This is a genomic window from Pseudoalteromonas peptidolytica, from assembly GCF_012641745.1.
Classification (GTDB): domain Bacteria; phylum Pseudomonadota; class Gammaproteobacteria; order Enterobacterales; family Alteromonadaceae; genus Pseudoalteromonas; species Pseudoalteromonas peptidolytica.
Genome location: NZ_WEHZ01000004.1, coordinates 154,185 through 178,345, shown reverse-complemented (window position 1 = coordinate 178,345; position 24,161 = coordinate 154,185). Strand labels below are relative to the sequence as shown.

24 protein-coding genes are annotated in these 24,161 nt (G+C 41.6%); 5 read left to right on the top strand and 19 right to left on the bottom strand.

Annotation, left to right across the window (positions count from 1 at the left end; all coding sequences use genetic code 11):
- Positions 1-2: 2 nt before the first annotated feature.
- On the bottom strand, positions 3-920 hold the full coding sequence (locus F9Y84_RS04355; RefSeq protein ID WP_147389400.1) for a Wzz/FepE/Etk N-terminal domain-containing protein: 918 nt from the start codon (positions 918-920) through the stop codon (positions 3-5).
- Positions 921-1,465: 545 nt separating this feature from the next.
- Here F9Y84_RS04355 and wecA (F9Y84_RS04350) point away from each other — a divergent pair.
- The 3 genes from wecA (F9Y84_RS04350) to pssE are packed head-to-tail and all read left to right on the top strand — an operon-like array spanning position 1,466 to position 3,461.
- Positions 1,466-2,539: a UDP-N-acetylglucosamine--undecaprenyl-phosphate N-acetylglucosaminephosphotransferase gene (wecA, locus tag F9Y84_RS04350; RefSeq protein WP_208723405.1), complete on the top strand. Its 1,074-nt coding sequence runs from the start codon at positions 1,466-1,468 to the stop codon at positions 2,537-2,539.
- A 2-nt stretch (positions 2,540-2,541) separates the two neighbouring features.
- On the top strand, positions 2,542-3,018 hold the full coding sequence (gene pssD / locus F9Y84_RS04345; protein WP_147389401.1) for a PssD/Cps14F family polysaccharide biosynthesis glycosyltransferase: 477 nt from the start codon (positions 2,542-2,544) through the stop codon (positions 3,016-3,018).
- Positions 3,015-3,461 carry a PssE/Cps14G family polysaccharide biosynthesis glycosyltransferase gene (pssE, locus tag F9Y84_RS04340; RefSeq protein ID WP_128731069.1) on the top strand — a complete coding sequence of 149 codons (447 nt, stop codon included), beginning with the start codon at positions 3,015-3,017 and terminating at the stop codon, positions 3,459-3,461. The genes pssD and pssE overlap by 4 nt, the downstream gene beginning before the upstream one ends.
- 11 nt (positions 3,462-3,472) lie before the next feature.
- Here pssE and F9Y84_RS04335 read toward each other — a convergent pair whose 3' ends face one another.
- The 3 genes from F9Y84_RS04335 to wecA (F9Y84_RS04325) are packed head-to-tail and all read right to left on the bottom strand — an operon-like array spanning position 3,473 to position 7,031.
- Positions 3,473-4,627: a glycosyltransferase gene (locus tag F9Y84_RS04335; RefSeq protein WP_147389402.1), complete on the bottom strand. Its 1,155-nt coding sequence runs from the start codon at positions 4,625-4,627 to the stop codon at positions 3,473-3,475.
- Positions 4,602-5,885 (bottom strand): lipopolysaccharide biosynthesis protein, encoded by a 1,284-nt coding sequence (locus F9Y84_RS04330; RefSeq protein WP_147389403.1) that lies wholly within the window; start codon positions 5,883-5,885, stop codon positions 4,602-4,604. Before F9Y84_RS04330 ends, F9Y84_RS04335 begins: the two co-directional genes overlap by 26 nt.
- Before the next feature lie 54 nt (positions 5,886-5,939).
- On the bottom strand, positions 5,940-7,031 hold the full coding sequence (gene wecA, locus F9Y84_RS04325; protein WP_147389404.1) for a UDP-N-acetylglucosamine--undecaprenyl-phosphate N-acetylglucosaminephosphotransferase: 1,092 nt from the start codon (positions 7,029-7,031) through the stop codon (positions 5,940-5,942).
- Between the two features lie 223 nt (positions 7,032-7,254).
- Here wecA (F9Y84_RS04325) and F9Y84_RS04320 point away from each other — a divergent pair, with 223 nt between their 5' ends.
- Positions 7,255-8,136 carry a hypothetical protein gene (locus tag F9Y84_RS04320; RefSeq protein WP_147389405.1) on the top strand — a complete coding sequence of 294 codons (882 nt, stop codon included), beginning with the start codon at positions 7,255-7,257 and terminating at the stop codon, positions 8,134-8,136.
- Positions 8,133-9,392 carry a flippase gene (locus F9Y84_RS04315; RefSeq protein WP_147389406.1) on the top strand — a complete coding sequence of 420 codons (1,260 nt, stop codon included), beginning with the start codon at positions 8,133-8,135 and terminating at the stop codon, positions 9,390-9,392. The genes F9Y84_RS04320 and F9Y84_RS04315 overlap by 4 nt, the downstream gene beginning before the upstream one ends.
- 104 nt (positions 9,393-9,496) lie before the next feature.
- Here the strand turns inward: F9Y84_RS04315 and F9Y84_RS04310 are convergent, their stop codons facing one another.
- From F9Y84_RS04310 to F9Y84_RS04240, 15 genes are all read right to left on the bottom strand, one after another.
- Positions 9,497-10,039, bottom strand: coding sequence for a hypothetical protein (locus F9Y84_RS04310; protein ID WP_147389407.1), 543 nt, complete (start codon positions 10,037-10,039; stop codon positions 9,497-9,499).
- 157 nt (positions 10,040-10,196) lie between these two features.
- Complete coding sequence (locus F9Y84_RS04305) at positions 10,197-11,660, bottom strand: hypothetical protein (protein WP_147389408.1); 1,464 nt, start codon at positions 11,658-11,660, stop codon at positions 10,197-10,199.
- A gap of 301 nt (positions 11,661-11,961) precedes the next feature.
- Complete coding sequence (locus F9Y84_RS04300; RefSeq protein ID WP_147389409.1) at positions 11,962-14,073, bottom strand: secretin N-terminal domain-containing protein; 2,112 nt, start codon at positions 14,071-14,073, stop codon at positions 11,962-11,964.
- Positions 14,057-14,542, bottom strand: a complete 486-nt coding sequence (locus F9Y84_RS04295; protein ID WP_147389410.1) for a hypothetical protein — start codon at positions 14,540-14,542, stop codon at positions 14,057-14,059. Before F9Y84_RS04295 ends, F9Y84_RS04300 begins: the two co-directional genes overlap by 17 nt.
- Entirely contained in the window at positions 14,539-15,093 is a 555-nt protein-coding gene (locus F9Y84_RS04290) for a hypothetical protein (protein WP_147389411.1), read from the bottom strand. The genes F9Y84_RS04295 and F9Y84_RS04290 overlap by 4 nt, the downstream gene beginning before the upstream one ends.
- 12 nt (positions 15,094-15,105) lie before the next feature.
- Entirely contained in the window at positions 15,106-16,185 is a 1,080-nt protein-coding gene (locus tag F9Y84_RS04285; RefSeq protein WP_147389412.1) for a hypothetical protein, read from the bottom strand.
- A 2-nt stretch (positions 16,186-16,187) separates the two neighbouring features.
- A complete protein-coding gene (locus F9Y84_RS04280; RefSeq protein WP_147389413.1) occupies positions 16,188-17,075 on the bottom strand; it encodes a type II secretion system minor pseudopilin in 888 nt (295 codons plus the stop codon).
- The gene (locus F9Y84_RS04275) at positions 17,075-17,785 is read right to left on the bottom strand and encodes a PilW family protein (protein ID WP_225740766.1); all 711 of its coding nucleotides are present in this window, start codon (positions 17,783-17,785) and stop codon (positions 17,075-17,077) included. Before F9Y84_RS04275 ends, F9Y84_RS04280 begins: the two co-directional genes overlap by 1 nt.
- Positions 17,785-18,198: a type IV pilus modification PilV family protein gene (locus F9Y84_RS04270; RefSeq protein WP_147389415.1), complete on the bottom strand. Its 414-nt coding sequence runs from the start codon at positions 18,196-18,198 to the stop codon at positions 17,785-17,787. The genes F9Y84_RS04275 and F9Y84_RS04270 overlap by 1 nt, the downstream gene beginning before the upstream one ends.
- Positions 18,188-18,598, bottom strand: coding sequence for a type II secretion system protein (locus F9Y84_RS04265; protein ID WP_147389416.1), 411 nt, complete (start codon positions 18,596-18,598; stop codon positions 18,188-18,190). Before F9Y84_RS04265 ends, F9Y84_RS04270 begins: the two co-directional genes overlap by 11 nt.
- The gene (locus tag F9Y84_RS04260) at positions 18,582-19,781 is read right to left on the bottom strand and encodes a type II secretion system F family protein (RefSeq protein ID WP_147389417.1); all 1,200 of its coding nucleotides are present in this window, start codon (positions 19,779-19,781) and stop codon (positions 18,582-18,584) included. Before F9Y84_RS04260 ends, F9Y84_RS04265 begins: the two co-directional genes overlap by 17 nt.
- The gene (locus F9Y84_RS04255; RefSeq protein WP_147389418.1) at positions 19,781-21,442 is read right to left on the bottom strand and encodes a GspE/PulE family protein; all 1,662 of its coding nucleotides are present in this window, start codon (positions 21,440-21,442) and stop codon (positions 19,781-19,783) included. Before F9Y84_RS04255 ends, F9Y84_RS04260 begins: the two co-directional genes overlap by 1 nt.
- Positions 21,439-21,834, bottom strand: a complete 396-nt coding sequence (gspG, locus tag F9Y84_RS04250; RefSeq protein WP_128731087.1) for a type II secretion system major pseudopilin GspG — start codon at positions 21,832-21,834, stop codon at positions 21,439-21,441. Before gspG ends, F9Y84_RS04255 begins: the two co-directional genes overlap by 4 nt.
- 105 nt (positions 21,835-21,939) lie before the next feature.
- A complete protein-coding gene (locus tag F9Y84_RS04245) occupies positions 21,940-23,100 on the bottom strand; it encodes a polysaccharide pyruvyl transferase family protein (RefSeq protein ID WP_147389419.1) in 1,161 nt (386 codons plus the stop codon).
- Complete coding sequence (locus tag F9Y84_RS04240) at positions 23,097-24,140, bottom strand: nitroreductase family protein (protein WP_147389420.1); 1,044 nt, start codon at positions 24,138-24,140, stop codon at positions 23,097-23,099. The genes F9Y84_RS04245 and F9Y84_RS04240 overlap by 4 nt, the downstream gene beginning before the upstream one ends.
- Positions 24,141-24,161 lie beyond the last annotated feature (21 nt).

Genomic DNA, 24,161 nt, shown 5'->3' with positions numbered 1-24,161 from the left:
AACTATGCCTTTGATCTAAGCGCTAGAATAAATGCAACAATCAAAGACAATAAGCCACCGATAAAGGTAATTCCTAAACAGATCAGAGCACGTGATGGCCCCGACTTTTCTTCCGGATAGATAACAGGAGACAAAGGTTTTACCAAGTGGTAGTCACCAATAGACGATAATAATTTTGAACGGGTTTGCTCTGCTATTAACTCGTAAAATACAGTACGTAACTCTGCAACACTGGTTTCTGCGGCTTTTTGTTTTAAATACTCTATCGCTTCTTCAGCTTCGTGTTTATCTTTTGTGCGCCAAAATTCATTTATGTCTTCAACCAGCCAGTTGGTTATATTCACTGATAATTCAGGTGCTAGCGTAGTGACTTTTAGCTCTACAAGACCCTTTTTCTTCATATATAAAACATCTATGCTACCTAACAGAGAAATATAACCTTCCCATGCTGATGGAATAACTTGCTTGCCAGGAGGAGCACTTCTTACCCAAGTTTTTGTCTCAACATCATAAAGCTCCGGGTTGTAGATATAGCCGTTATTATTTGAATCCCATTTCTCAAGTGCGAGTATTTCAGGAAGCAAGGTGCGCTTGTCAATAAATGGCTGCAAAAAGCCACGACTTTTCATAAACTCAATCGCCGCATCAACATCATTTCCCTCTGAGCCGCCAAGAGAAATTCCCGCCATACTAGCAAGACCACCGAACTGACCAGCCAGCTTAGATAGCCCTCCGCCCTCTTTGGCGTTAGATGGTACTAAATAAACTTTAGCGGTATATTTATTGGGTTGTTCCATCGCTACCAATACAGAGAGCGCGGCTGAAAGCAGTGTTCCAATAATCACAACCCATTTGTATCGCATTAATTTTGCAAATGTGAAGTTTATCGTTTGTTCTGTGGCTACAACATTACTTTCCATGGAATTTCTCAACCAACTTTAGCTAACTAAAAGGCGGGCATTATAACAAACGGAAGATTTATTAAAATAGCATTTTTGGTGTTTAAGTGTAGCCAAATGCAACCGCCAAAGCCGCTGACTTGTATTTATGCTAACGCTTTTCTTTTACTCGATATGTACTTACCGTTAGCTCATATTTTTGAAGTTTGTTTACAAAAAGAAACGAAAGCGGTTAGATTATTCGTGTATGCTATTTGCTCATTAAGTACAGCTAACCAGTGTGACTAACAAAGCACAATGCGCTACTATACCTTGTTAACTCGTTTTTCAAGGTGCCTGAGATAAGTAGGCTGTGTTATCAAGGGCAAAAATAACCGTTCGCTTAATTAAGTAGCCCATCATGCGCTGGGGAAGCAGTTTTTTTACTAACTTATTACTGGTAACCTACTAGTAATGCAGTAATGGTTCTAACCGAGCTGTTGCGATATTAGAACTTAAAGCGAACCACAAAGTAGCTTTGACTACTTTTACTAACTGGCTCAATTTAACTTTAGGCGCTGTTACAAGTGATAATAAATAATTTAAGCGTTTTCTTTGCTACATTCATCAGCTTGTTTTTCTTTAGAAAACTAGCAAAGGTGATTAATCTTGTAGACACCCCCAATGAAAGAAAAGTACACTCCGGCACCATCCCTTTGGTCGGTGGCTTATCAATATTTGTTGTTGTTTTTAGCTATTTATATGTGTTTCCAACTACCCTCTCTCATTCCTATATTTATCTTGGCTGCGCTGGCTTTTTATTGCTAATTGGTGTGTGGGATGACTTAAAAGACTTAAGTTTCAAACTCAGGTTACTCATACAAGCCATAATGTCTCTTGTGATGATGTTAAGTGCAGAGCTAATCTTAATTGATCTTGGGCAACTTATCGCTCCTATTGAGCTCAACATCCCGTATCTTGGCTATTTACTGACTTTTATCGCTGTAATTGGTGCAATCAACGCTTTTAACATGGTAGATGGTATTGATGGTTTATTAGGAGGAATGGCAACAGTGACATTCGGCGCAATGTCTGTACTGTTTTTTATGTCTGGGCACACCCAGCTATTGTCTTTTTGCTTTGTTGTTGTAATAGCAACTATTCCTTATATATTGATGAACGTTGGTGTGCCATTTGGCCAACGCTTTAAAGTTTTTATGGGTGATGCAGGCAGTACAGTTATAGGCTTTTCTGTAGTCTGGATGTTAATTGAAGGCTCTCAAGGTGAGCAGCGTTCATTTAGTGCTGTAACCGGATTATGGATAGCGGCAATCCCTATCATGGATGCGCTCTCTACTATAATGAGACGGATCAAGAAGGGGCAATCTCCCTTTATGCCTGACAGGGAGCACCTTCACCATATCATGATGCGTTTAGGGCTTTCATCTAGGCAAGCGCTACTGACAATCTGTAGCATTGCCTTACTATTTGCCGCAGTTGGGGTCATCGCTGAGTCACTTGATATTCCAGATTATGTGATGTTTTGGAGCTTTATTGCTGCAAATCTCGTATACTTCTATGTGATGAGCCGCATTTGGCGGATCACCGTAAAAATACGTAAGTATTTTGGGATCACTACAAAATTAAGTAAAAAGCAGTAACTATGTCGAAACAAAAGGTTGTCATCCTTGCCTATGGTGAAGGTGGGCATAAAAAAGAAATGAGTCTACTTTTCCAACACCTTATTGACTCCAACCTAACTTTTATCTCTTTGGGCCCTTCTGCTCTTCACCAAGGTGTAGAACATTATACCCTCGGTGATGTACGCCACAAACAAAACCGTATTAAATCTATCAGCATGGCCATGTATGGAGCGATGAAAGCGATAGTTACGACCTTAAAAGTCTGTCGTCAATATCGCGTAAGCGGGATCATTTCGACAGGTCCAGGCATAGCTATACTGCCTTCTCTACTACTTCGGCTACAAGGTAAAAAAGTTGTATTTATTGAAACCTTTTGCCGCTTCTATACCCGCTCTTTCACCGGAAAATTAATGTCTAAGCTGAGTAATGAATTTTGGGTACAAAATAAAGAGCAGCTCCGTCTATACAAAAATGCAAGATACTGCGGTAGATTATGAATATTTTAGTAACCGTTGGCTCTTCTTCGTTCGATAGCCTAATAAAAGACGTTGATAATACAGTGAAATCATATCCACACTGTCACGCAACATTTCAAATAGGTAGTGGTAGCTATACCCCAGTTAATGGTGAATATTTTAGCTTTGCTGAGCGTTTTTCAGAATGCTTAGCTAATGCAGATCTTATTATTACCCACGCAGGTGCAGGTACGGTATTTGAGCTGCTGGAGATGGGGAAAAAATGTATCGTAGTACCCAATGTAGAAAGAGTTGATAAACATCAGTCAGACTTGGCACAGTATATTACCGAGCATAACTTTGCCTTGGTTTGCCATAATACCAGACATATTGCACAACTGATCGAACAAGCTCCTAACTACCAGCCTAACACCTATAGAAAAGAGCCATTCTTACTGGCTGATGAATTAATTCAGCTTTTCTAGCGCGAGTGATGCTACTTCTCAGATAAAAGCTGGTTAAACAGCGTTAAGATAGCTGATGTATTCGTCTGAGATGAAAATAGCGCACCAACTTTGTCACGCTCAGAAGGAGAAAGACAAGCTTGACGGTCAAATAATTGCCCAACCGCTGTTGCTATCGCGCTGGCGTCTTTTTGTGGTACCACGGCAACGGCATCTGTGTCTGTAAGTGACGCAAGCTCGGTAAGCCCACCACATTCAGACACCACAGTAGCCAACCCCACTGCCATCGCCTCTAGCGCAGCAACACCAAATGATTCCTCTTGAAACGTAATTTCATCTCTAATTGAGGGCTGCACATATACATTATGTGAGCCCAGTAATTTTGGTAGCTGAGCGTGCTGAACTTGCTCTATAAATGTAATTTTTTGGTCGATATTGAGCGCTTCTGCCTGGGCTTTTAACTGGCTTTCAAGCTCACCGCCCCCCACAAGCGTAAGCGTTGCATTAGGGTAGCGATTTAGTAATAAAGAAAAGGCATCAATTAAAAAAGTATGCCCTTTACAACCAATAAAGCGCCCAACAGAAATAATCCTTAACTCATCAAGCGCTTTTTTTTGCTGCTCCGCCAAAAATATAGGATTAAATGCGTTGTGTACTACGCTTATCTTATTCTCTGGCGTGCCTAAGTTAAGCATACATTTTTGCTTTAAGAATGCAGATGGCACAGTCCATTTGATAAAAGGCTTTTTACCCGCCTCTTCAAGCACTGCGCGATACTTAGGACGGATCAAGGGTTCACTGTTAACATCTGAACCATGTAAGGATGCCAAAGTGGGAATATTAAAACCCAGTTTGTCATTAACATGCATCCATGTCTTCACAGCATTACCCGTATGACAATGGATCACATCAGGTTTAAATTCTTCTATGACACGTGCCCATGTTTTATAGTCAATCATAAAGGGAAGTAACTGCAAACGTAAAGCAAAGGCCTGTGTAATACGTGGATTAATAATAGACTTGATAGGAGCGGTATATACCTTATCAAAAGGTCGGCTGTGTACATTCAAGCGCTTGGCTGTCAGTACCGCAGACTCAACCCCACCGCGTTCTAGTGCAACGACTTGATCATAAATAAAAGTCTCTGTAGTAACAGAAAAGCTAGGTATGTAATGTAGTACTTTCATCCATTTCTCGTGCAAGTCTGGTTAAAATGAGCGGTAATTTGCATATAATGGTCAATACATATTGTATAAATATTGCGATTACGATGCCCCACAGTCCAATTTGCGGCCCTAGCAGAAGAATACCTGCACACAATACCAAATTGGAAAATAGCGTAATTATAAATAAGCGTTTCACATAACCTAATGCCAAAAATATTGGGTGTACGGGGGTAAATGCGGTGGCAATAGCGTGAATAAGCAAAAATGTGATGATGTGCCATTTATACGCTAATAACTCCTCAGAGAACATCACCGGGATCCAGTATTCTGTAGAAACACTTGCCAGCACCACTACGACTAATGAAGGAACCAACAACAAGGTGATAATTTTTAGCATCGCGCCCTTAACCTTGCTGTACTCTTTGCTTGCTAGCAGTGTATTAACTTCGGGGTATAAAACTTGATTAAGCGGAGCTGTTACCTTTGTTGAAATAGTGGCAATTTGTTTGATCACTCGATACGCACCTGCTGCACTCACAGATACCACCGCACCAACTAGGATATTATCTAATTGCTTGACCGGTATGTCGGCAAGTGCTGTCATATGCACTGTAAAATTAAACTTGTTAAACTCTTTTTTACGGGCATTTGAAAGCATAACCTTGTTGTCTTTACGCGCCTTAAACAACGAAAGTGTATAAGGCAAACATAGCCATTGAATAAATACAACACCAAGCCCAAGCGTTAGCAGGTAACTAGCAACATAGTAGTCTACATCTAACGCCAACCAAAAGCCCACAAGTACACAAACAAAAAATAGTACAGCACTTATCACATTTTGTAATGCAAGGGCTTTATAGCGCTCCTGATAGCGTAAAATACCAATGGCAACACTGGTTTGATTAATCAAGATATAAAGAGCACACCACTGTAAAAGCTCAGTGTATTCACTGAGCTTAAAGCTTTCGGTGTAAAGTGGGGCGATCAAAATAGCAAGCACAGTGCCAAGCACTGCGCATATTAAGTCATATTTTAATGTTGAAGTAAGCAGCCCTGCTTGGTCTGTTTCAAGGCTGAAATACCGGATCAGCCCTTGCCAAGCTTGTGGGTTGAAACACAAGCTAATCACAAGAATATACGCTTGCAATAAGGTCACCTGACCAAAAGACTCAACGCCAAGCGCTTTTAAAGAAATAGCGACAGATAAAAAATTAAGTACAGAAGCAAACAAGTTACCGCTGAGCAATACACCAGCTTGTCGGATAAGTTTATTCAGCATCACAATATCGTTTTTATAAAAAGCAAATAGATAAGCGCATTAGATATATGCGCATTAGCCTACGCGCTCTTCACTTTCGTTTGCCTCTTGCTTTTTAGAGATACCAAAAAACTTCCGCACCAGTACAGTAATTTTCCAGATGTTTACCATAATTTGATTGTAAACTAGCTGGCAAAAAATAAACCCATAAAACATCACGTAATCTGGAACGTCGTAAAGCTGCCCAAAGATACCGACTAGCGCAAAAAGACTCGCGATTGAGCAGATGACTAATAAAGTCATTTTAGGGCCCACACCTAGTCTTTGTAGAATATGGTGTAGATGCTCACGGTCGGGTTTAAAAGGTGATTGGCCTTTTTTGATCCGCCTCATAATTGTAGAAACCGCATCCATAATTGGAATAGCCGCAATCCATAGTGCCGTAACAGGGTCTATCGCAACCACGCTACCTTGGGAGCCTTCGAGCAATAACCACACAACAGTAAACCCGATAACGGTGCTACCAGCATCGCCCATAAATACTTTAAACCGTCGACCTAAAGGGATCCCTAAATTCATCAAAATATAGGGTAAAGTGGCAACAACAATAGCGATAGTAAAAGCAAACAGATCAGTGAGCCCAGCTAAGTAAAATAGCACCGCCATCGAACTAAAAGAAACGGTAGCGAGACCACCTAGCAGCCCGTCAATGCCATCTACCATGTTAAATGCATTGATAGCACCAACCACAGCAATGACCGTAGCTACTATGCCAAACATACCAATATTGAGTTCAAATGGCCCAACCAAAGTACCAACTTGTGAGAGCATTAAATCAGCAAAGAAAATCATGGCAAATGCCACACCGGCCTGCACTACAAGCCTCAATTTAAATGACACATCAATTAGGTCATCAATCACGCCAATCACTAGCAAGCTTACAGCGCAAATAAGATATACCCCGACATTGGTCATGCCATTACCTGACAGCCATAAGTAACAACACACAATCACAAATATTGCCACACCACCAACTAAAGGGATCCGCCCTTTATGGTTTTTCCGCTCGTTGGGGGTATCGACGAGATTGATTATTTTTGCCAGCTTTCTAAATATGAACAAGCTAAGAAAAGCTGCAAAAAAAATGATAATGTTACTTAATACCACTTAAAATTGACCTATGTGAGAATTATTCATTAGTTGCCGAAAGATTCGACCAGAGGCGCATTATATATCAAGCGCTTTTCAGAGTCACTTCCGCTTAAACTCTCAAATTTTATACAATAGCACAAGCTAACCGCAAGATAACAGCCACTGTACCATGTCGTTTTGTTTCTGTGCGACGTCTTAAGTGCTAGAATATTGAAAAATCTAAATTTGCTAACCCACTATGCTGAAACAGCTCGTCAAAAGCTTAGCCAGCCAACTTGGCTACCATATTACTGTAACCCCTATTACCAACACCCCAGTTGCAAAGCGTGCCGCGTATATTCATATTGGTAAATGTGGTGGCAGCGCTATAGACAACGCGCTTCGTAAAGCGCTTGCAACCCCAGAAGATGCTAGGTTGTGCCGAGACACCAGTATAGCCGCAAGTATGACCAACTTTGGACAAGCCCTCGACTCTCTTGATAGCCAGTGCCGCTTTAGTGAGCACCATCTCATCCAGCTACAAGGCCTGTTACGATACTTTTTATCTCTTGAACGACATTATGTTAGTGGTCACTGGGGGGTGAATCACGATATTTTAAGCACCTATCGCGACGTACACTTTATTACGATGTTGAGAGATCCAATTGCCCGACTTAAATCAAATTATATCTTTAACAAGCTCACAAACAATTTACCTGTGATGCCTCCCAATAATTTTAGTAACGATGACTTAATTGCCGAAGCAAATACCATACTTTTTAGTACCAGAGGATGGCAAATGGCCAATACCCAAAGTGCTTTTATTTGTGGCCGCTACCCTGCCACACCTGATGAGGCAAAGGCGCAGCATACTAGATTTATTGAAAACCTCGCTTGCTTTGGCCTAGTTGGCTTTTTAGATAACCTTAACGCGTTTAGTGACAAGTTCACCCAACAATTTAATCGTCCACTTGACATTAAAGTACACAATGCGACTGAGTCTCAAATAAGCCATGAAACCCAAAAAGTAGTAGATACACTGCAAGAATATTTTAGATCCAAAGAAATAAAAACACACCTTGCTAAGCTTTGTGAACAAGAGCTTAAGAACATAGACGTAGCTAGAGAGCGCTTTGGGTGAGACGAAAGCTCTTTATAAATAGCGCACTATTAATCATTGAGCGCTTTGTTGTACTGTTTTTTAGCTTTGCAAGCGCACTGCTCATGGCCAGATATGCGGGTACAGAGCTATTTGGGCAATTTTCAACCATTGTAGCATTCGGTTCGCTGTTTCTTGTGTTTACCCAAATGGGGCTAAACAATGTAAGTAGCAAATATTTTACTCTATACCCTCATAACAGCGCTTTCTACTTAAATGCTTCACTGCTGGTGCGGTTTATATTTGCAGTGCTTATTATTCCTATCGCCTATGTATTGGGGTGGCTCACCCTCACCCCGACTGATGCCTATTTAGTTGCTTTACTCGTGGCGCTACAAGTAGGCAATGCAGCGACCGTCATTGAGTTTTTCTTTATCGCTAAGCAATCCATCATTGCTACACTTGTCCCAAGGGTAGTCATCAAAGTGGCGTGTAAAATTGCACTACTGGTGGCAATTATACTTGAGCTGCCAATCGCACTTTGGATAATACTCACAGGCCTTGAATATATTTTGCTGGCGCTGGCTTATTTGCTGTTACTTAAACGACAGCCCCCTTCTAAACAAGAGAGACTCAACACCGCACCTAGACTACAACGTGGGGCACGGTTATTGCTTCAGCGCGGAAAATGGCTGCTGCTTTCAAGCCTTGCAGCGGTGCTCTACTTAAAAATTGACCAAATTATGCTAGCCAGTTTAGTAGATACCCAAGCGGTAGCGCATTACGCCGCAGCGGCTAAGTTATCCGAGTTTTGGTATGTGTTGCCAGTGCTGGTTGCTAATGTATTTATGCCAAAATTAGTAAGCTTATATCGCGCTCAACCAAAGCTTTACTGGCAACTACAAAGGCGCAGCTACTTATATTCCACCATCGCAGCAATCATCGTCATCGCACTCACTCTTTGGCTTGCCGAGCCTGTCGTTTTACTACTGTTTGGAGAGGCTTATCACAGCAGTATTTTGATTCTGCAAATACATATCTTTGGCTGTTTATTTATTTTTAGCCGAGCTTTTATGAGCCGGTGGCTCATTTTATCTAATAACCACAAGTTAAGTTTACATAGCCACCTAGTAGGTGCCATTGTGAATATAGTACTAAATGCGGTATTGATACCACAATATGGTGGTGTTGGTGCAGCCATTTCGAGTGTGGTGGCCTACGGTATGGCAAGTATTGGCTTTATGATGTTTTATCGTAGTACTAGAACTTATTTGGCTACACTGGTTAAAGTAAGTTAACGACGCTTGTACAGCCAAGTAATCTCCGCTCTTTTTGTTATCTGTTGTGGTTATCGCCAAGCTCAGCTATGAAGATAACCACTGCAGCTATCACAAGAATAGTATTAACGATTAATGGTGTGGATCAGGTGTTTATACTGCTCTACGATTTGTGGGGCAATGATTTCGTTACCACTCACAGAGACCGTCAATGCCGTGTTGGCGTCAAAGTCTAACCAAGTGATATTGCGAATAAACTGTTTATTACCGCTCACATCTGCGGTCAAGGTGTACTCTTGGTGAGCTTGTTTCCCTTGATAAACCGCATCGTCTTCTCCCACTAATGTCAGCTCGATATCTTTAGCATTTTGTTGTACAAACCCTTTGGCAATGGCATTCATAAGACCATACCACTCTTCTTTTGAACCTGTGTATTGTACTCCTTCCATTTTTTGACAAGTAATATTGGTGGCTAGCACAGCAGAGTGCGGACTAATCGTTTTTGTGGTGAGCCACTGCTCAATATACATACGCTTGTCTTTAGCAAAAGGGATGGTTTGCTTTTTACCGGCTTGGCTGGTTAACGCCTCAGGTAATGCACATAAATTTGCCCAAGCAACAGGCGAAAAACACAGCAAGCACGCAATGGCCGTTTTTAATCTACGCATTAAAGGCTCCTTAAAATAATAAACTCGATAAGGACTTGATTGTAATAGGCAAGGTGGATGTTGAAAAGAGGAAAAGATGGCTTTACACGACTATGGAAACGACAGGCATAAAAAACCCAGCCTAAGCTGGGTTTTTTTGCATTAAATAATTAAATTATTATTTGATGCCTTTTTGCTGAGAAGTTACTAGAGACTGACGACCTAGACCAACTTTCTCACTGAACGCGTACGCATTTACTTTACCGTCATCAGCATCGATGTTGAAAGTAACGCTTAGCTTAGAACCTGCAGGTACTGTGTTACCTTTGCTGTCTTTAAGTGCAGCCATAAGAGTAACTTGGCTTACTTTAGTTGTGCTGTACTTAGCAAGGTCAGCTAGTGAGCCTGAGTACTGAACACCTGCACCGTCGATAGCAGTTACGTTTACATCAACAGCTGCACCGCTTTCGTTAGCAAAGTTAACTTGAGAGTTAACGCCTTCAAAACCTACTGGGAAGTAAGGAATGTTGATGATAGTTGCATCAAGTACCCATTGACCAGCGTTTGTGTTAGCTGCAAGTACATTTGTGTCAGTGATAGTACCAGCACCGTCAAAGTCTACATCACCTTTGATAGTGAAAGAAGTTGCCTTGATAGTAATTGGAGTGCCTGCACCCGTACGAGTAGCATTATCAATTCTAAGAGTGAACGTACCAGCGATGCCGTCGTCTTGCGCAGCTGTATCTACAACAGTTACTGTTGCAGACTTCTTGTCGCCTGCTAGAGCTACTGAAAGATCAGCGTTAACGAAATCAGCACCTGCGTCAGCAGTAACAGCAAAATCACCAGCTACTAGGTCAGAGAAATCACCTGTGATTACGAAATCAGCAGAAACGTTTGCACCAGTAGCAGCAGCAATGTAGCTTGCATTATCAGTGATACCTACTTTAAGAGTATCAGCGTTGTCGTCACCAGTAACGTTACCAGAGATGAACGATAGTTGATCTTCACGCTCGATTACGCCGTCTAGCAAAGTAGAAACTTTAGCTGAATACTGAGTTGCAAACTTAAGGAATGAACCTGTGTTGTCGCCAGTAGTATCTTTAGGAGTTCCGTCTTGCCACTTAGTAGCGCTATAAGTTACAGTCGCGTTAGCTGTAGTAGCTTTTGAATCAAAAAGAAGTACGTCAGGAATGACTTCGAAAGACTCGTCTTTTTCGATAGTGAAACCTGTTTTAACTTCAAGAACGACAACGCCGTTTTTAACGTCACGTAGAGAAGGAACTTCTTCTAGTTCGTAAGTACCAGAACCAGTATTAATACCTAAAGTACGTGCAGGTACACCAGTTGCAGGAAGAGCAGTACCAGTATTGCTGTTATAAAGGTTAACACCCGCGAAACCACCACCAGTAGGTTCGAAATCAAGACCAGCACCGAACTGTAGCTTGATTCTGTCACCAGCTTCAAGCTGTTCACGTACGATAACACGAACGCCAGGATCTTGGCTTGTTAGTGTAGCAAGGTTACCTACTGAAAAACCTTCTGATGAAGTGAATTGAGTAGCGTCAGATACGTCAGCAGCCTGAGCGCCGATAGCACCAAAGATAGCCGTAGCTACAAGCGCTTTTTTGAATAGTTTCATTATTTCCATTCTCCTAGTTTCATGAAACAGGCTTATTGATTAGGAAGGGTCAATAAGCCAAGAACTTTTTATATTTTTAATCGACTTCCATCGAATGGTGTCAATCTAAGTATAACTTGTCTAGATGTCAAGTTTTACCCTATTAAATATCACAGTTTTTGGTACTAATGCAGTGACTATTCTTTTCATATTTACCGCGATTTAGCACCAAATGAGATTGAAATTTTCTTTTACCCACGAGCTTTTCCTTTAGGGTCAAAGAAACTAGCTTAAATTAACCATAATTTGTTGGATAATCAAGCTAAAATACCAAATTTTCTAAACCTTTTTTAAAGCTCTGTTCAACTTTTCGCCAATCATCACGATTATTAATAATTTTTGGGGTTACCAATACTACAAGCTCGGTTTTATCTGTGCTGCTTTCGTCTGTTCTAAACAGGTGACCAAGCATAGGGAGTGAACCCAGTAAGGGAACAGATGTTGCCCCTTTGGAGTTATTTTGGCTAATTAACCCTCCCAATAACACAGTTTGACCATCGCCTGCTACGACTTCGGTACTCAGGCTACGCTCAAAAATAGCTGGAGTTCCTGAAATACCGGCAGCTTCGTTATTCACCGACGAAATACTTTGCTCAATAGTCATAATAACCGTACCCTGAGCATTAATAGTCGGTGTTACATTTAAATTCACCCCTGTTTTACGATACTGTATTGTAGAGGTTTCACGGTCAGTATTACCTAAAGGGTCAATGGTGGTACTGCCCTTTGTGGGTATATCATCACCCACACTAATATTAGCCGCCACACCATCTCTTACTAAAAGGGTTGGCCGTGACAGCACGTTAACCAAACCATTAGACTGATTGAGATTAACCTTAATGCTGCCAGGCATGCCTACAATAGAGTAGTTAAAGCCATCTTTCGAGCTAAAGTTAAACTCCTCTGTGGTAGTGGTTGAGTCGCCACTTTTTAAAGCATATTGCACGCCTTTAGAAAATCCGCCTGTCAGCTTAACCTCAGCAATAACCACTTCCATCATCACCTGTTTTGGCATGATATCCAGCTGCTTTAAAATTGGCTGAAGCTCTTGGTAATATTGCCCTGTAGAGTAAAAAATCAATGCGTTGGCGCGCTGATCAACCACCATTTTAATGCCATCGCTCTCTACGGCGAAACTACCACTCTCGGCACTACTACCAGCACCACCGCTACGTGTTCGATTACTTTGTGTAGCCGAACTTGAGGTATTACTACTGGTACTTGCACGCGTTTCTGAACGGGCATTATTACCGCTGTTTGTTGCAAAATTATTACCACCAAGCAAAGGTGCTAGGCTTTGCCCTAAATCGCTTGCCCGTGCATATTTAGGGTGATAGATGTAAAAGCTTTGCTCAGAGCCTGTGGCCGGTTTATCAAGCTGTTTAGCCCAATATTCAACACGGTCAATAATTTCATCAGCGGTAGCAAACACCACCACTTTACCTAAATGTTCTATCGGAACAAATTGGATACTGGCTGAGCTTCTTGCCCCACTGTTTACGGGCACCCCTTCATTTTCCAAAATTTCGCTGACTTTCTCAATAAAGGTTTGCGAGTCAATGTAGGTAAAGCTCATCAGCGCAATAGCTTTGTTACTCAGTGCTGGGCTGTCGATAAGCGCAAGTAGCTCTAGCGCACGTATAATCTGTTCACGCTTACCAATCACCGTCATCATCCCTTGCGCGGGGTCAATCGCAATTTGCGCATCAACCAAACCTGCAACTGAATTCCTAAGCCCAGTTGATACGCCATATTTTATCGGTACCAGCTGGATAATATCACTCGACACATTTGGTACCGAGGCAGCGGTACGGCCAAAGCCAAAGGCTCTTTCTGATTTACTTCCTGACTTTTCAAACGGGTAAACGTAGAAAACCCCATCGTTTAGCACAATATCAATATTATTTTGCGCTAACACCTCTTGAATAAGTTGAAATAAGCGCTTTGCGCCCACTTCGGTTTTTAGCTCTAGCGTTACCGGCGTGGTTTTTGCTTTTACACTCGGCTCTATCAGGTAAGAAACATCTAGTAACTCACCAAGCGCATAATGAATAAAGTCATTCAGTGGTAACGCATCCACTGAGACTTGATATTTATCCGTTCCACTAAACTGGGCTGATAGGTCAATTTCGAGTTTTAGATTTTGTTTGCGATCGGCCAGGCGATTCAAGTACTCAAAACCGCCTTCTTGAGTGGCATTTTCAGTGTTTACAGGCGTTTTCGACGTAGCGCCTGCGGCCTCTTCTTCTAAGTATGAGCGCTGAACATTGACTTGCTTTGCAGATGTTGGGCTATTTGGCGCAACCACACTTTGACAGCCAGATAGTGCCAGTAGCACTGACGCAATCGGGGCGACTCTAATTAACTTGTTCATTTTTATGCCACTTAAAAAGTTTAAATTCTTTGCTTTGATCTGCACTACTAAGCACTACACTGTTTGCAGAAATACTCGTCACTTTAATTTCATCGATCACCACTTGGTTGACACCAGATTTGATTAACGCGCCTGATTCTGGCTTTAGTAGCACAAAGCTCTCAGCTTGTTGCTTAAACACCCCAATCAATTCAAATGAGTGGTTTCCGATACTAATTAAATTCTTGTTTTGCTTCGCTTTGCGTTTAGCCTGCTCTTGTACTGCTAATTCTTGTTGCTTTTTTTGTGCAGCGAGTGCTTGCTGCCATGTTTGTTCCAGCACGCCAACTTCAAGCCTAGAAAAAGCGTTAAGTGATGTTGTGGTGTCTGGTGTTTGATGTGAAAGCCCGCCATCGGCTTCTGCCAACCACTGCTGAGAGGCAAACCATAGCACCACGGCTAAACACAGTGTGATTATCACTTTATTCATTTGCCTTGTACCTTACGCCATGACTTTACTGTTAATTCTGCTTCTAAGCGCTCTGAAAACTTTCCATACCACCCTCTTGCACCATACGCATATCGCTCTATGCGTAGCGCTGGGGTATTTGACTCAATTAGTCTCACTGTTTTTGCTAAACATAAAGGACTGCCGCTAAAATCTACTTTTATGCTTTTGCTTTGTACATATGCTGATACCTGTGCAGCCTCTTCCCAGTCTACAACATTGAGTGTACAGCCAGCGTTTGACAAAATTTCTTCCAACGTATTTTGTACCGCAAGCTTGTACTCCCCCTCGCTAACTTGGCTAAAAAGCAGTGCATTAGCTTTAGAACTTTCTTGATTCAACTGGCTAAACTTAGCCTCTAATTCATCGCGGTTGGCAACCAGTGCCTGGGCTTTTTCTGTGCGTTTTTTTGATAAGGCCAAGGTTTCTTTTTGTTCTTGGTAAAGCAACCATAACGGATCGGTAATATACGTAGCTCCCAAAATCACCACGATAAAAATTAAATAATGTTTATACTTTGTGAGTTCTTTCATTTTACCGTTCGCTTAATTCAAAGTGATGTTTAGATTAAACTTGTCTGTATCACCACTTTTACTCACCGCTCCAGTAAATTGGGCACTTTGTACTAGCGGATGCTGGTTCAGTTTTGCCAGCATTTTACTTGAATTTTCAACTTCGCCATCAACAACAACTGCATTGTTTTCATAGCGGAGGAAGTTAAATTTAACTTTCTCTTCTACCAATAATGCTAACAACTGCCAATGGTGATAGGCCAGAGGTTTACTTAGGATCTGCTCGTTCACTTCAGCTATTACCGCATTCATCTGTGTGATGTTGTTTGAGGTTGCCAAAATCGTTTTAATTTCATCGCTCGCTGCCAAAGCTACTGCTTCATTTTTGTTGAGCTGATACAGCTGCATGCCTACAGCACTACCAAGTAGAATAGTAAACGTCATTAAGGGGGCAATATACAATGCGTGTAATTTATTTGCATTCACCTTGCCTTGGGTGCAAACGGCAGAGGCACGAAGTAGCTCAAGTAATGATTTATTTACTCCTATTTGTCCTATGGCTTTTGCATAATCAGATAAAGTAAGCGTTTGATCGTTAACATCATCAGGCAGTCCAACACTGTGTTTAAAAGCCTCAATAGAGCGAATTAGCCCAGCTTGGTACAAGCAATGCAATGAATCTGACATATAACTATAAAGTGTACCACTTGGCGTTTCTACACTTAGTAGTTGTTTTGGATATAACGTTCCGAGCAAAAAGCTCTCCGGTATCAGTAACCACGCATTTTTTAGTGTTTCGACCGAAACTGAGAATACCGTTTTGTGCACTTCAAATGCGTCTTGCTTCGCGTTCTCTATTACGCGATAACAAGTGGGCTGAGCTGCGTTTTTCTTTTCTAGAGTTAGAATGGCTTGTAATTCTTTGCGACTAATAGAGCTGTAGCTTTTTTTGGTCTCCACGCAGTGGTTACGCGCCACAATACAGATTGCACCAGGTTGCTTAGTTTCGCTAAACCCTGATGCCTTTACTGCATAGTGAGTACCATCAAAATAACTGAGTTTACCAGTTAAGTAACTTGAAGCAGCTTGTTGTATTTTATTAATAATTTCCAAGTTTAATACCACACTATATTAGAAATTGTGAGTGACTTTTCTAGCGCTCTGGGATTGACTTTTAGATTCAGCTTTTTAGTTACTCTGACCCCATTTTTTGTAGCCGACAATTCTAACCTAATATGCTGCGAAGTGCCAAAAGTAACGTATTCGTCGTAGTCTATTCCCGTAATCTGATAAAAACGAAGGCCTGTTAGCTGACCTTGGTCGCGAGCTTGTATCACCTGCTGTATTTGATCTTCATTCTGCAACAATGTTTCTAATACATCAACAGGTGCATTGAGCGGATTAAACCCTGAAATTCTTGCAAAACTGAGTGACTGAACGCTTTGAGCGTGATTAAAGCCTAGCTTTAAGTGCTCCATAATTGTCTTTAGCTCGTCAATGCTCTGCAAGTAGTCATTTCTAGGAGTAATACCATTTTTATAGTCCCCTTTTTCAGCCCCATTGAGATGTTTTAAATTATCCGCGTCTTTCCAATCTGCGATACTATCTATTAAGTGGTCAGTGAAGCTCGGCTTATCGATGTGCTTTTCAAAATACCGAGTCAGCATAATACGGCTACCAGTATTGATATTCAGTAACCCTGATATATCTTGAAGTTTGACAGTCACATCACCCACCATGAAAGGTTGGCCATAAAAGTTCCAACTTTTAACAACCATGTTTTGCGCGTTAGGTTCTTGATAGCGGTTGTGTGATAGGAGTGCCGTCACAACCTGCGCCTGTGCATCTTCAAGTGCTAGTCTTAACATTACCTTATCATTGCCAATAGCAACTACTTGTGCCTGCTGCCTCAAGGTTTGTTGAATAAAAATACCCAACAACATTAGCACCCCAGAGATAATTAGTACTTGTACTAGTGCAATACCACGTTGCTTGTTACGCATTAAAAGTTAGCTCCCGACCCACTGGAAACCACAAGCTCTGGTGCACTGTACAAAGGCAAAATAATGTCAGACTCTCTTGATGTTTGAGTGGCTTGCAGTTGCAACCTAATTTTGAGTGGGCTCAGCCGCTTCTCTTTAGCGAGATAATTATCGAACCAGCGCTGGTATTTACTAGTGTCTGTGATTAATAACTCGTCATCATCTTTACGAAATGCACTCGCATAGTCCTGCCAACCGTAGTAGCTGAACTTGGCAGATACCAAGTCATCAAAAATAATATAAGGCTCTGTAAACTCCAACTGCTCTACCTCCCAATGTAGCAGAGGTTGGGCGCCTATTTTGGCCTCGCTATATTGTAGCCTTGTTTTGCCGCTTTGCTGCGCAGTCACAACTTCTAATTTGGCTACGACATAGCCATGTGCGAAAAAGCCCCCTTGAGAGATAAATGTCATCGTTTGTGACGTGCCTGAAAATGCAATGAATGCTTCATTACCACGTTCTTTTTTTATCAGATAAGGCGCCATCCCTTGAAATAGCTCTACCAGTTTTACCTGAACAACGTCTTCTTTTGCATACTTCCAAAAATACTCAACACGCTTGTTCCATGCACCACTATATAAACTGTAGCTGTAGTAACCTGCGAACATAACTAAGGACAACAGCGTAGTTGCTATCATTAACTCAATCAGTGAAAAGCCTCGCTGACGCATCACTCCCATACCACCATATTAAATGAGAAAACCCGATCAGGCTGATTATTTGTACTCATCTCAACTTGGTACAATGTATAACGCTTAGGTTGCTCAAATGTATCTTCAATATCTCTTGGAGGAGCAAAACGCTCAACAACGTTGGCCCGCCAAACTATTGGCATTGAAAAGCTCTCGACCACACCTGTTACATATTCAGGCTTCGCTGCTTTATAAACCTTAGTGCGTAGTGCTTCTTTGACCATAGGGATGCCGCTATAAATTGCTTGATGCGTTCGGTTTGAATCTACTATTTTATCCGCGCTTAAGTTGCTTGCTGAAAATAGCTCAGCAACGATGGCGATTGACGAAAACAAAATCACCGCCGCAATAAGTACTTCAATAAGAGTAAAACCAGAGGGCTTATTGACCATGTTCTAACACACTAGGAACGCCATAAAATCTAGGCTGTTCATTGATAAACACACCGAATGTTGCAGGTTGTATGGTTAGTTTTTGACTAATATGAAATTGCTCTGCGACAAAAGTCAATGACTCGAATTCAATAACTTCTGGCTCTTCATCCGCACCTGATGAAATAACCGCGGTATTGCCTACCAACTCCACTTTTGTGTCATAGCCTGAATAAAATGATCGGTAGCCATATACTTTAAAAGCTTGCTTTACTCGCTCTAATTCAACCTGCCTTTTATTTTTCTCGAATGCTTGGATGACAAGCCCACCCGTTAAGCTCATCGCCACCCCCATAATAGCAAGGACTATCATTAACTCAATGAGTGAAAAGCCTTGACTGGATTTAGAGTGGAACATCATTAATAGACACCATACTTAACAGCATCGTGATAACAATACCGCCAACAAAGCCACCCATAAATAGCAACATGATAGGCTCTAGCATTGTGGTAAATTTACTGATCACTTGCTCTAGGTCTGTACGTGAGCGATTTGCAACTTCATTAAATACTTTGGGTAGTTGCCCTGTCTCTTCACCCACTTTGATGATGGATAGAAAGAAGTCAGGAAATATCCGTGTTTTACTAAGTACAACCCCCAACTGTTTACCTGACTTTAGTTGTTTTAGCGCTTGTTTTGCGTCACGTTTAAAATCTGGGTGTTTTAATGTTTCAGCTGTTAGCGCAAGTGTAGTGTCTAGTTGCAAACCGGCTTCTAGCATCATTGACATAGATTGGGCAAATCTAATCCTTTCAGAGGTAGTGATAATAGCGCCAATACCGGGGATTTTACTGGCTTGTACATATAGCCAATTTCTTGCCTCTGGTTGTTGTAGAGCGTAGCCACCTAAGACTAAACTCGTAATTGCACCACCAATAATAAACAACTGGTTATCAATAAAAAATTGGCTCACCCCGATGATCATTTGAGTGTACCACGGCGCTTGACTCAAGTCGGTAAAAATCCCTGACATTTTCGGTACAATAAATGTCAGCACAAAATACACAGCCATCAAACAGACAAAGAAAATCACACTTGGATAAGTAAGCGCGGTACTAACTTGTGATTTGAGATCTTTTTGAAATTTAAGATCAGCCGCTAAACGTTGCAACACTTCGGGTAAATTACCAGAGGTTTCACCAATTTTTAGCAGGCTAATATATAGCGGTCCAAACAGAGTTTCATGTTTGCCAAACGCTTGGCTGAGCGATTCCCCTTTTTTTATCGAGCTGGCAATTTGATTTAGCAGCCGCCCAAGTGCTGGATCGGAATTAGATTGACGAATAATATCAATCCCTTTGTCTACCCTTACCCCACTTTCGAGCAACAAGGAGAGTTCACTGGTGAAAAACTCCAGTTGATCGAGCGTCACTTTTTGCGTAAATAACCCAGAAAAAGAGGATGACTTAGCAATTGCCTTTATTTCTATCGGACTAAGCCCCTCTGCATTGAGGCGTTGCTGAGCTTGTGCTTGGTCGTTGGCTTCAATGGTTCCTTGATGGCGGGAACCATTGCTGTCTATTGCCTTGTACTCAAACTCCATTAGCCTGCTACCCTTAAGACTTCATCTATCGTGGTAACACCGGTGATCACCTTAAAGAGGCCATCTTCAAGCAAGTCTCTTCTTTGTAGCTTTTTGTTATGCGCTTTGGCTTTACCAATAAATTGGTCATTTTTAGGAATTGCTTTGATATCATCATCACAACGGAGGTATTCATTCACTGCAATACGTCCTTTAAAACCTGAATTATTACAGTGTTCACAGCCTTTGGGCTGTTTTAAGTTTAAGGTTTTTATACCCGCCATATCAGCTATTTCTTGTAGAGGGTACTTATTGATTAGTTCATCTGCATTTTCAGCAGGCTGTGCACAATGCGCACAGAGTCGACGCGCCAAACGCTGAGCAACCACTGATACAAGGGCTGCGTTTAATAAGAACTCTTCAACACCTAAGTCAAGTAGTCGAGTATAAGCACCCGCGGCATCGTTAGTATGTACTGTACTAAATACTAAGTGACCAGTTAACGCTGACTGAAGCGCAATTTGTGCCGTTTCTTTATCTCGGATCTCACCGACCATGATGATATCAGGGTCTTGTCGGACGATAGAGCGAAGACCTGCGGCAAAATCAAACCCTATCTCAGGGTTTACTTGTACTTGGTTAATACCTTCCAGTTGGTATTCTACCGGATCTTCTAACGTAATAATTTTTACGTCTTCGGTGTTTAGCTCATTAAGAAAGGTATACAACGTAGTAGTTTTACCTGAGCCTGTAGGACCGGTCAGTAAGATCACACCCGTGGTCTTTTTCAAGTCTTGATTGATTAGCCCTTGAGTATCCTCTGACAAACCAAGCACAGACATATCATATCGAATAGAGTCTTTTCTCAGAAAACGTAAAACAATGCTTTCACCTTCATTCAACGGCAATGCTGATACACGAATATCTAATTCTTGATTGGCAATACGCATCTCTATCTTGCCATCCTGTGGACGACGTTTTTCAGCGATATCCATGCCCGATAAGATCTTAAGACGAGTGGTAATAGGTAACTGCATTTTCGGTGCTAATGAGTCAACCTCATGCAGTACACCATCAACTCGATATCGCACCCTAAAACGCCCTTTATATGGCTCAAGGTGCATGTCCGATGCGCCACGAGATAACGCTTTAGTAATCAATGAATTTAATAAGTTAACAGTCGGCGCTTCTGAAGCTAATTCTCGCAGTCTTGCTTCTTCAGCTCCGGTGAGCTCATCTTCACTGAAGTTTGCTTCTGTTTGACTCTGAATTTCATAGAAGAAGCTTTGTAATTGCGCCTCAGTTGCAACTAATACAGTAATCGCTACATTTTGACGCATCAAATACTGCGACAGCTCTGTATCAAGAGGGTCTTTACAAGCAATAACCCAACTGTCGTTATCCGCGGATAACAAGACACAGTTAAGCTCTTTTAACTTTTCGTAACACTCAAACGCTACCGAGTCACTTGGCTGCCAGTTTGGATAATGTGCGGGCTCAAATGTCTCATAACCAAGCAGAACTTGATATAAGGGAGGTAAATCATCTTCCGTTAAACACCCCATATTGATGAGGATATTCTCTAAACGTCCACCATATCTTTGTTGATAAGTTGCAGCTTTATCAATGTCCGAGTTTGATACTTTGAATGACTCACTCAGTAGCGATTTAATATCCATCATTTATGTACTACATCCTCACTTTCGCCTTCACCACCGGGCTTACCGTCTAAGCCATAAGACAGGATGTCATAAGGGCGATTGTCACTGCCTGGTACGGTATACACATACGGTTTACCCCACGGGTCTAGTGGAATATCTTTTGGCAGATATGGACCATCCCAATTAGCTGCATTGCTGCGTCTTAACTCTTCTAGTGAAGATGGTACAGTGCCCATATCCAAACGATACGTATCGATCGCCGTTTCAAACATTTGCATCTGGGCTACAGCCGTTTTCTTTTTAGATGAACCGACTTTTGAGAATAACTTAGGTGCAACTAAGGAACCCAATAACCCTAGAATGATCAATACGATCAACAGTTCTATTAAGCTAAAACCTCTTGCTTTTTTCATCTTTAGTTCCTCTATCGTTGATGAGCTACATCTGCATTTTTTGGTTGAGTCCTAATAAAGTATTTGGCACCCAACTTGTTTCTATACGCAGTCTATTTTATCAGCTTATTTTGGCTGATACCCATTAATTTCAGCAATCACGGCTTGCCACATTGCTCTATTTTCTTGTTTTACCTGCGCCGCATGCCCGTAACCGGCTTGTTTCTGGCTATCTAGGTTATTGATAAATTGCGTTAGCTGCTTATTTACTTGCTCAGGCTTCGCTAGGTAATTCAAAATATTATCTGCTAAGCCATACTCTTCAAAGAGCATTTCGTATTTATGGCTCCAACTGGTAGCCAAGCAAGGAACACCTTGTGATAGCGCACTGACACAACCATGAAAGCGACTACTAACCACTGCCTGGCAGCGCCCTAACAGCGCTTTGATTTCAACTGCACCCAAACCATCGACGATTTCAACGCTTTCCCCTATAACTTCAGCTATCTGTTCACACAAATGCTTATCTTCAGCACCTTCATGGTTTAGGAGCAAAATATCAAATCCATGCTGTTTAAAAAACTCGGCTTGATAACGCCAAAATGCAATATATGCTTCGCTGCCAGTTTGTGCTGTTTCATGGTGATATTTAGAAATCACTTTATTATTTGGAATAAAACAGACCGTCTTTGTCGTAAATGGTTCAATAATACTTGGTTCTATTAGCGCCGTAAAATCAGGGCTTTGATGTAACGTGCCAACTTCATTAAGTGCGGCACATGCCTGATAGGATGCTTTATCTCTGGCATATACTTTTGTCGCTGAGTTTATCAATTTTCGAGCCGCTTTTGCATGCTCTACTTTGTTAAACGGACCAAGTGCTTGCGGTAACACAATATAAGGCTTACCTACTTGTTTGAATCGTACAGCTTCCTTTGCTGCATTTTTCAAATCATTTAATGGCCATTGATCGCCATACGAAAAACCACTGGCGTTCAAAATAATATCGACATCTGCCTCTGTTACAATGCCATAACGTTTAAGTAGGCGTTTAGCAAATTGCGGTAATTTGCCGAATAACCCCGTTAAGTCGAAGGGTCCCCTCCGAAAACTAAGCTTTTGCAACGCCCCTAATCTAGCTCTTTGTTTGTAGGGAAGGTTTGGACCTGGAGACAATACTAGATTGTACTCACCTATTTCTTTATCTAGCTGCTCTAACACAGACAACAGCATTAGTTCAGCACCTTTATTGGAAAACTGAACCCCTTTTACTTCTATATTAATCACTCTTTTGGTTCCACACGTGTTAGTAGCACTTCTGCTGATTTTTTGTTTGAAAATGGAATGCCACCATCAGCTAAGGCGTATCCGACGGCAATAAACATTACAATACGCTTATGCTGGGGTAAATTAAGTAAGCGCGCAGCTCGCTCGTCTAATTTATGTAATTCAGGCCAATTTAACGCACACGTCGATAATCCGAGCGTTTCGCATGCTAGCATAAACTGCATACTGGCCAACGACGCATCGATATAAATTACATGACGATCTCGTTCAAAGGGGTACGCTGATAAATCCCCCACTACCGCTAATAAGCAAGGGATTTGGGTTGCGAAGCCAGCCGTGCCTCCTGGTAAACTGGCTGCTTTTTGCTTTATCTGCTCATCATCAATCCACATAAATTCATAAGCTTGACGATTACATGCACTGGGTGCTTGGGTTGCGATAGTCAAAGCATCAATTAGTAGTGATCTATCTACGGTTTTTTGCTCAAACCACCTAACGGAGCGCCTTGATGTAGCAAGCGCTTTGAGTTGCTCGTAAGAAACATCATGCTTTACTCGCTGACTACTTGAATAAGGTGTGGCGCTACAATCACCTTCAAACTCAATAGTCTGAAAAGTAAGGTAACTACTTTTAACAATAGGGTGACTGGTATCACAAACATCAAAGTACTGTTTGAGCACCGAATGAGCCCACTTTAGATCTGTCTGTTCTAGATTATCAACTTGTGTAGCCCGCTGATACACAGACACAGTTTCAGCAATATAGTCCAGAGCAAATACTGGTTTTCGAGGCCGCATAATCAACCCCTTTTCCAGCCTATGAATATTACGTCTGAGTAATGCACTGGCACTTTTTTGGATCCCTTGATGCTTTTGATATTGGATCTTTGCTTTTAGTATCGCCTGCTGTTCGTAGCCAAATGCGCGGTCAAACAGTAAATAGTAAAGTCTACTTAACGTCGGCACAGCAACAAAAAAAGGTCGCACAGCTCCTCGGGTAAACTCAATGATATTGATGATGTGCTTTTTTAGTTTCTGCATAAAACGTAAATACGGGAAACC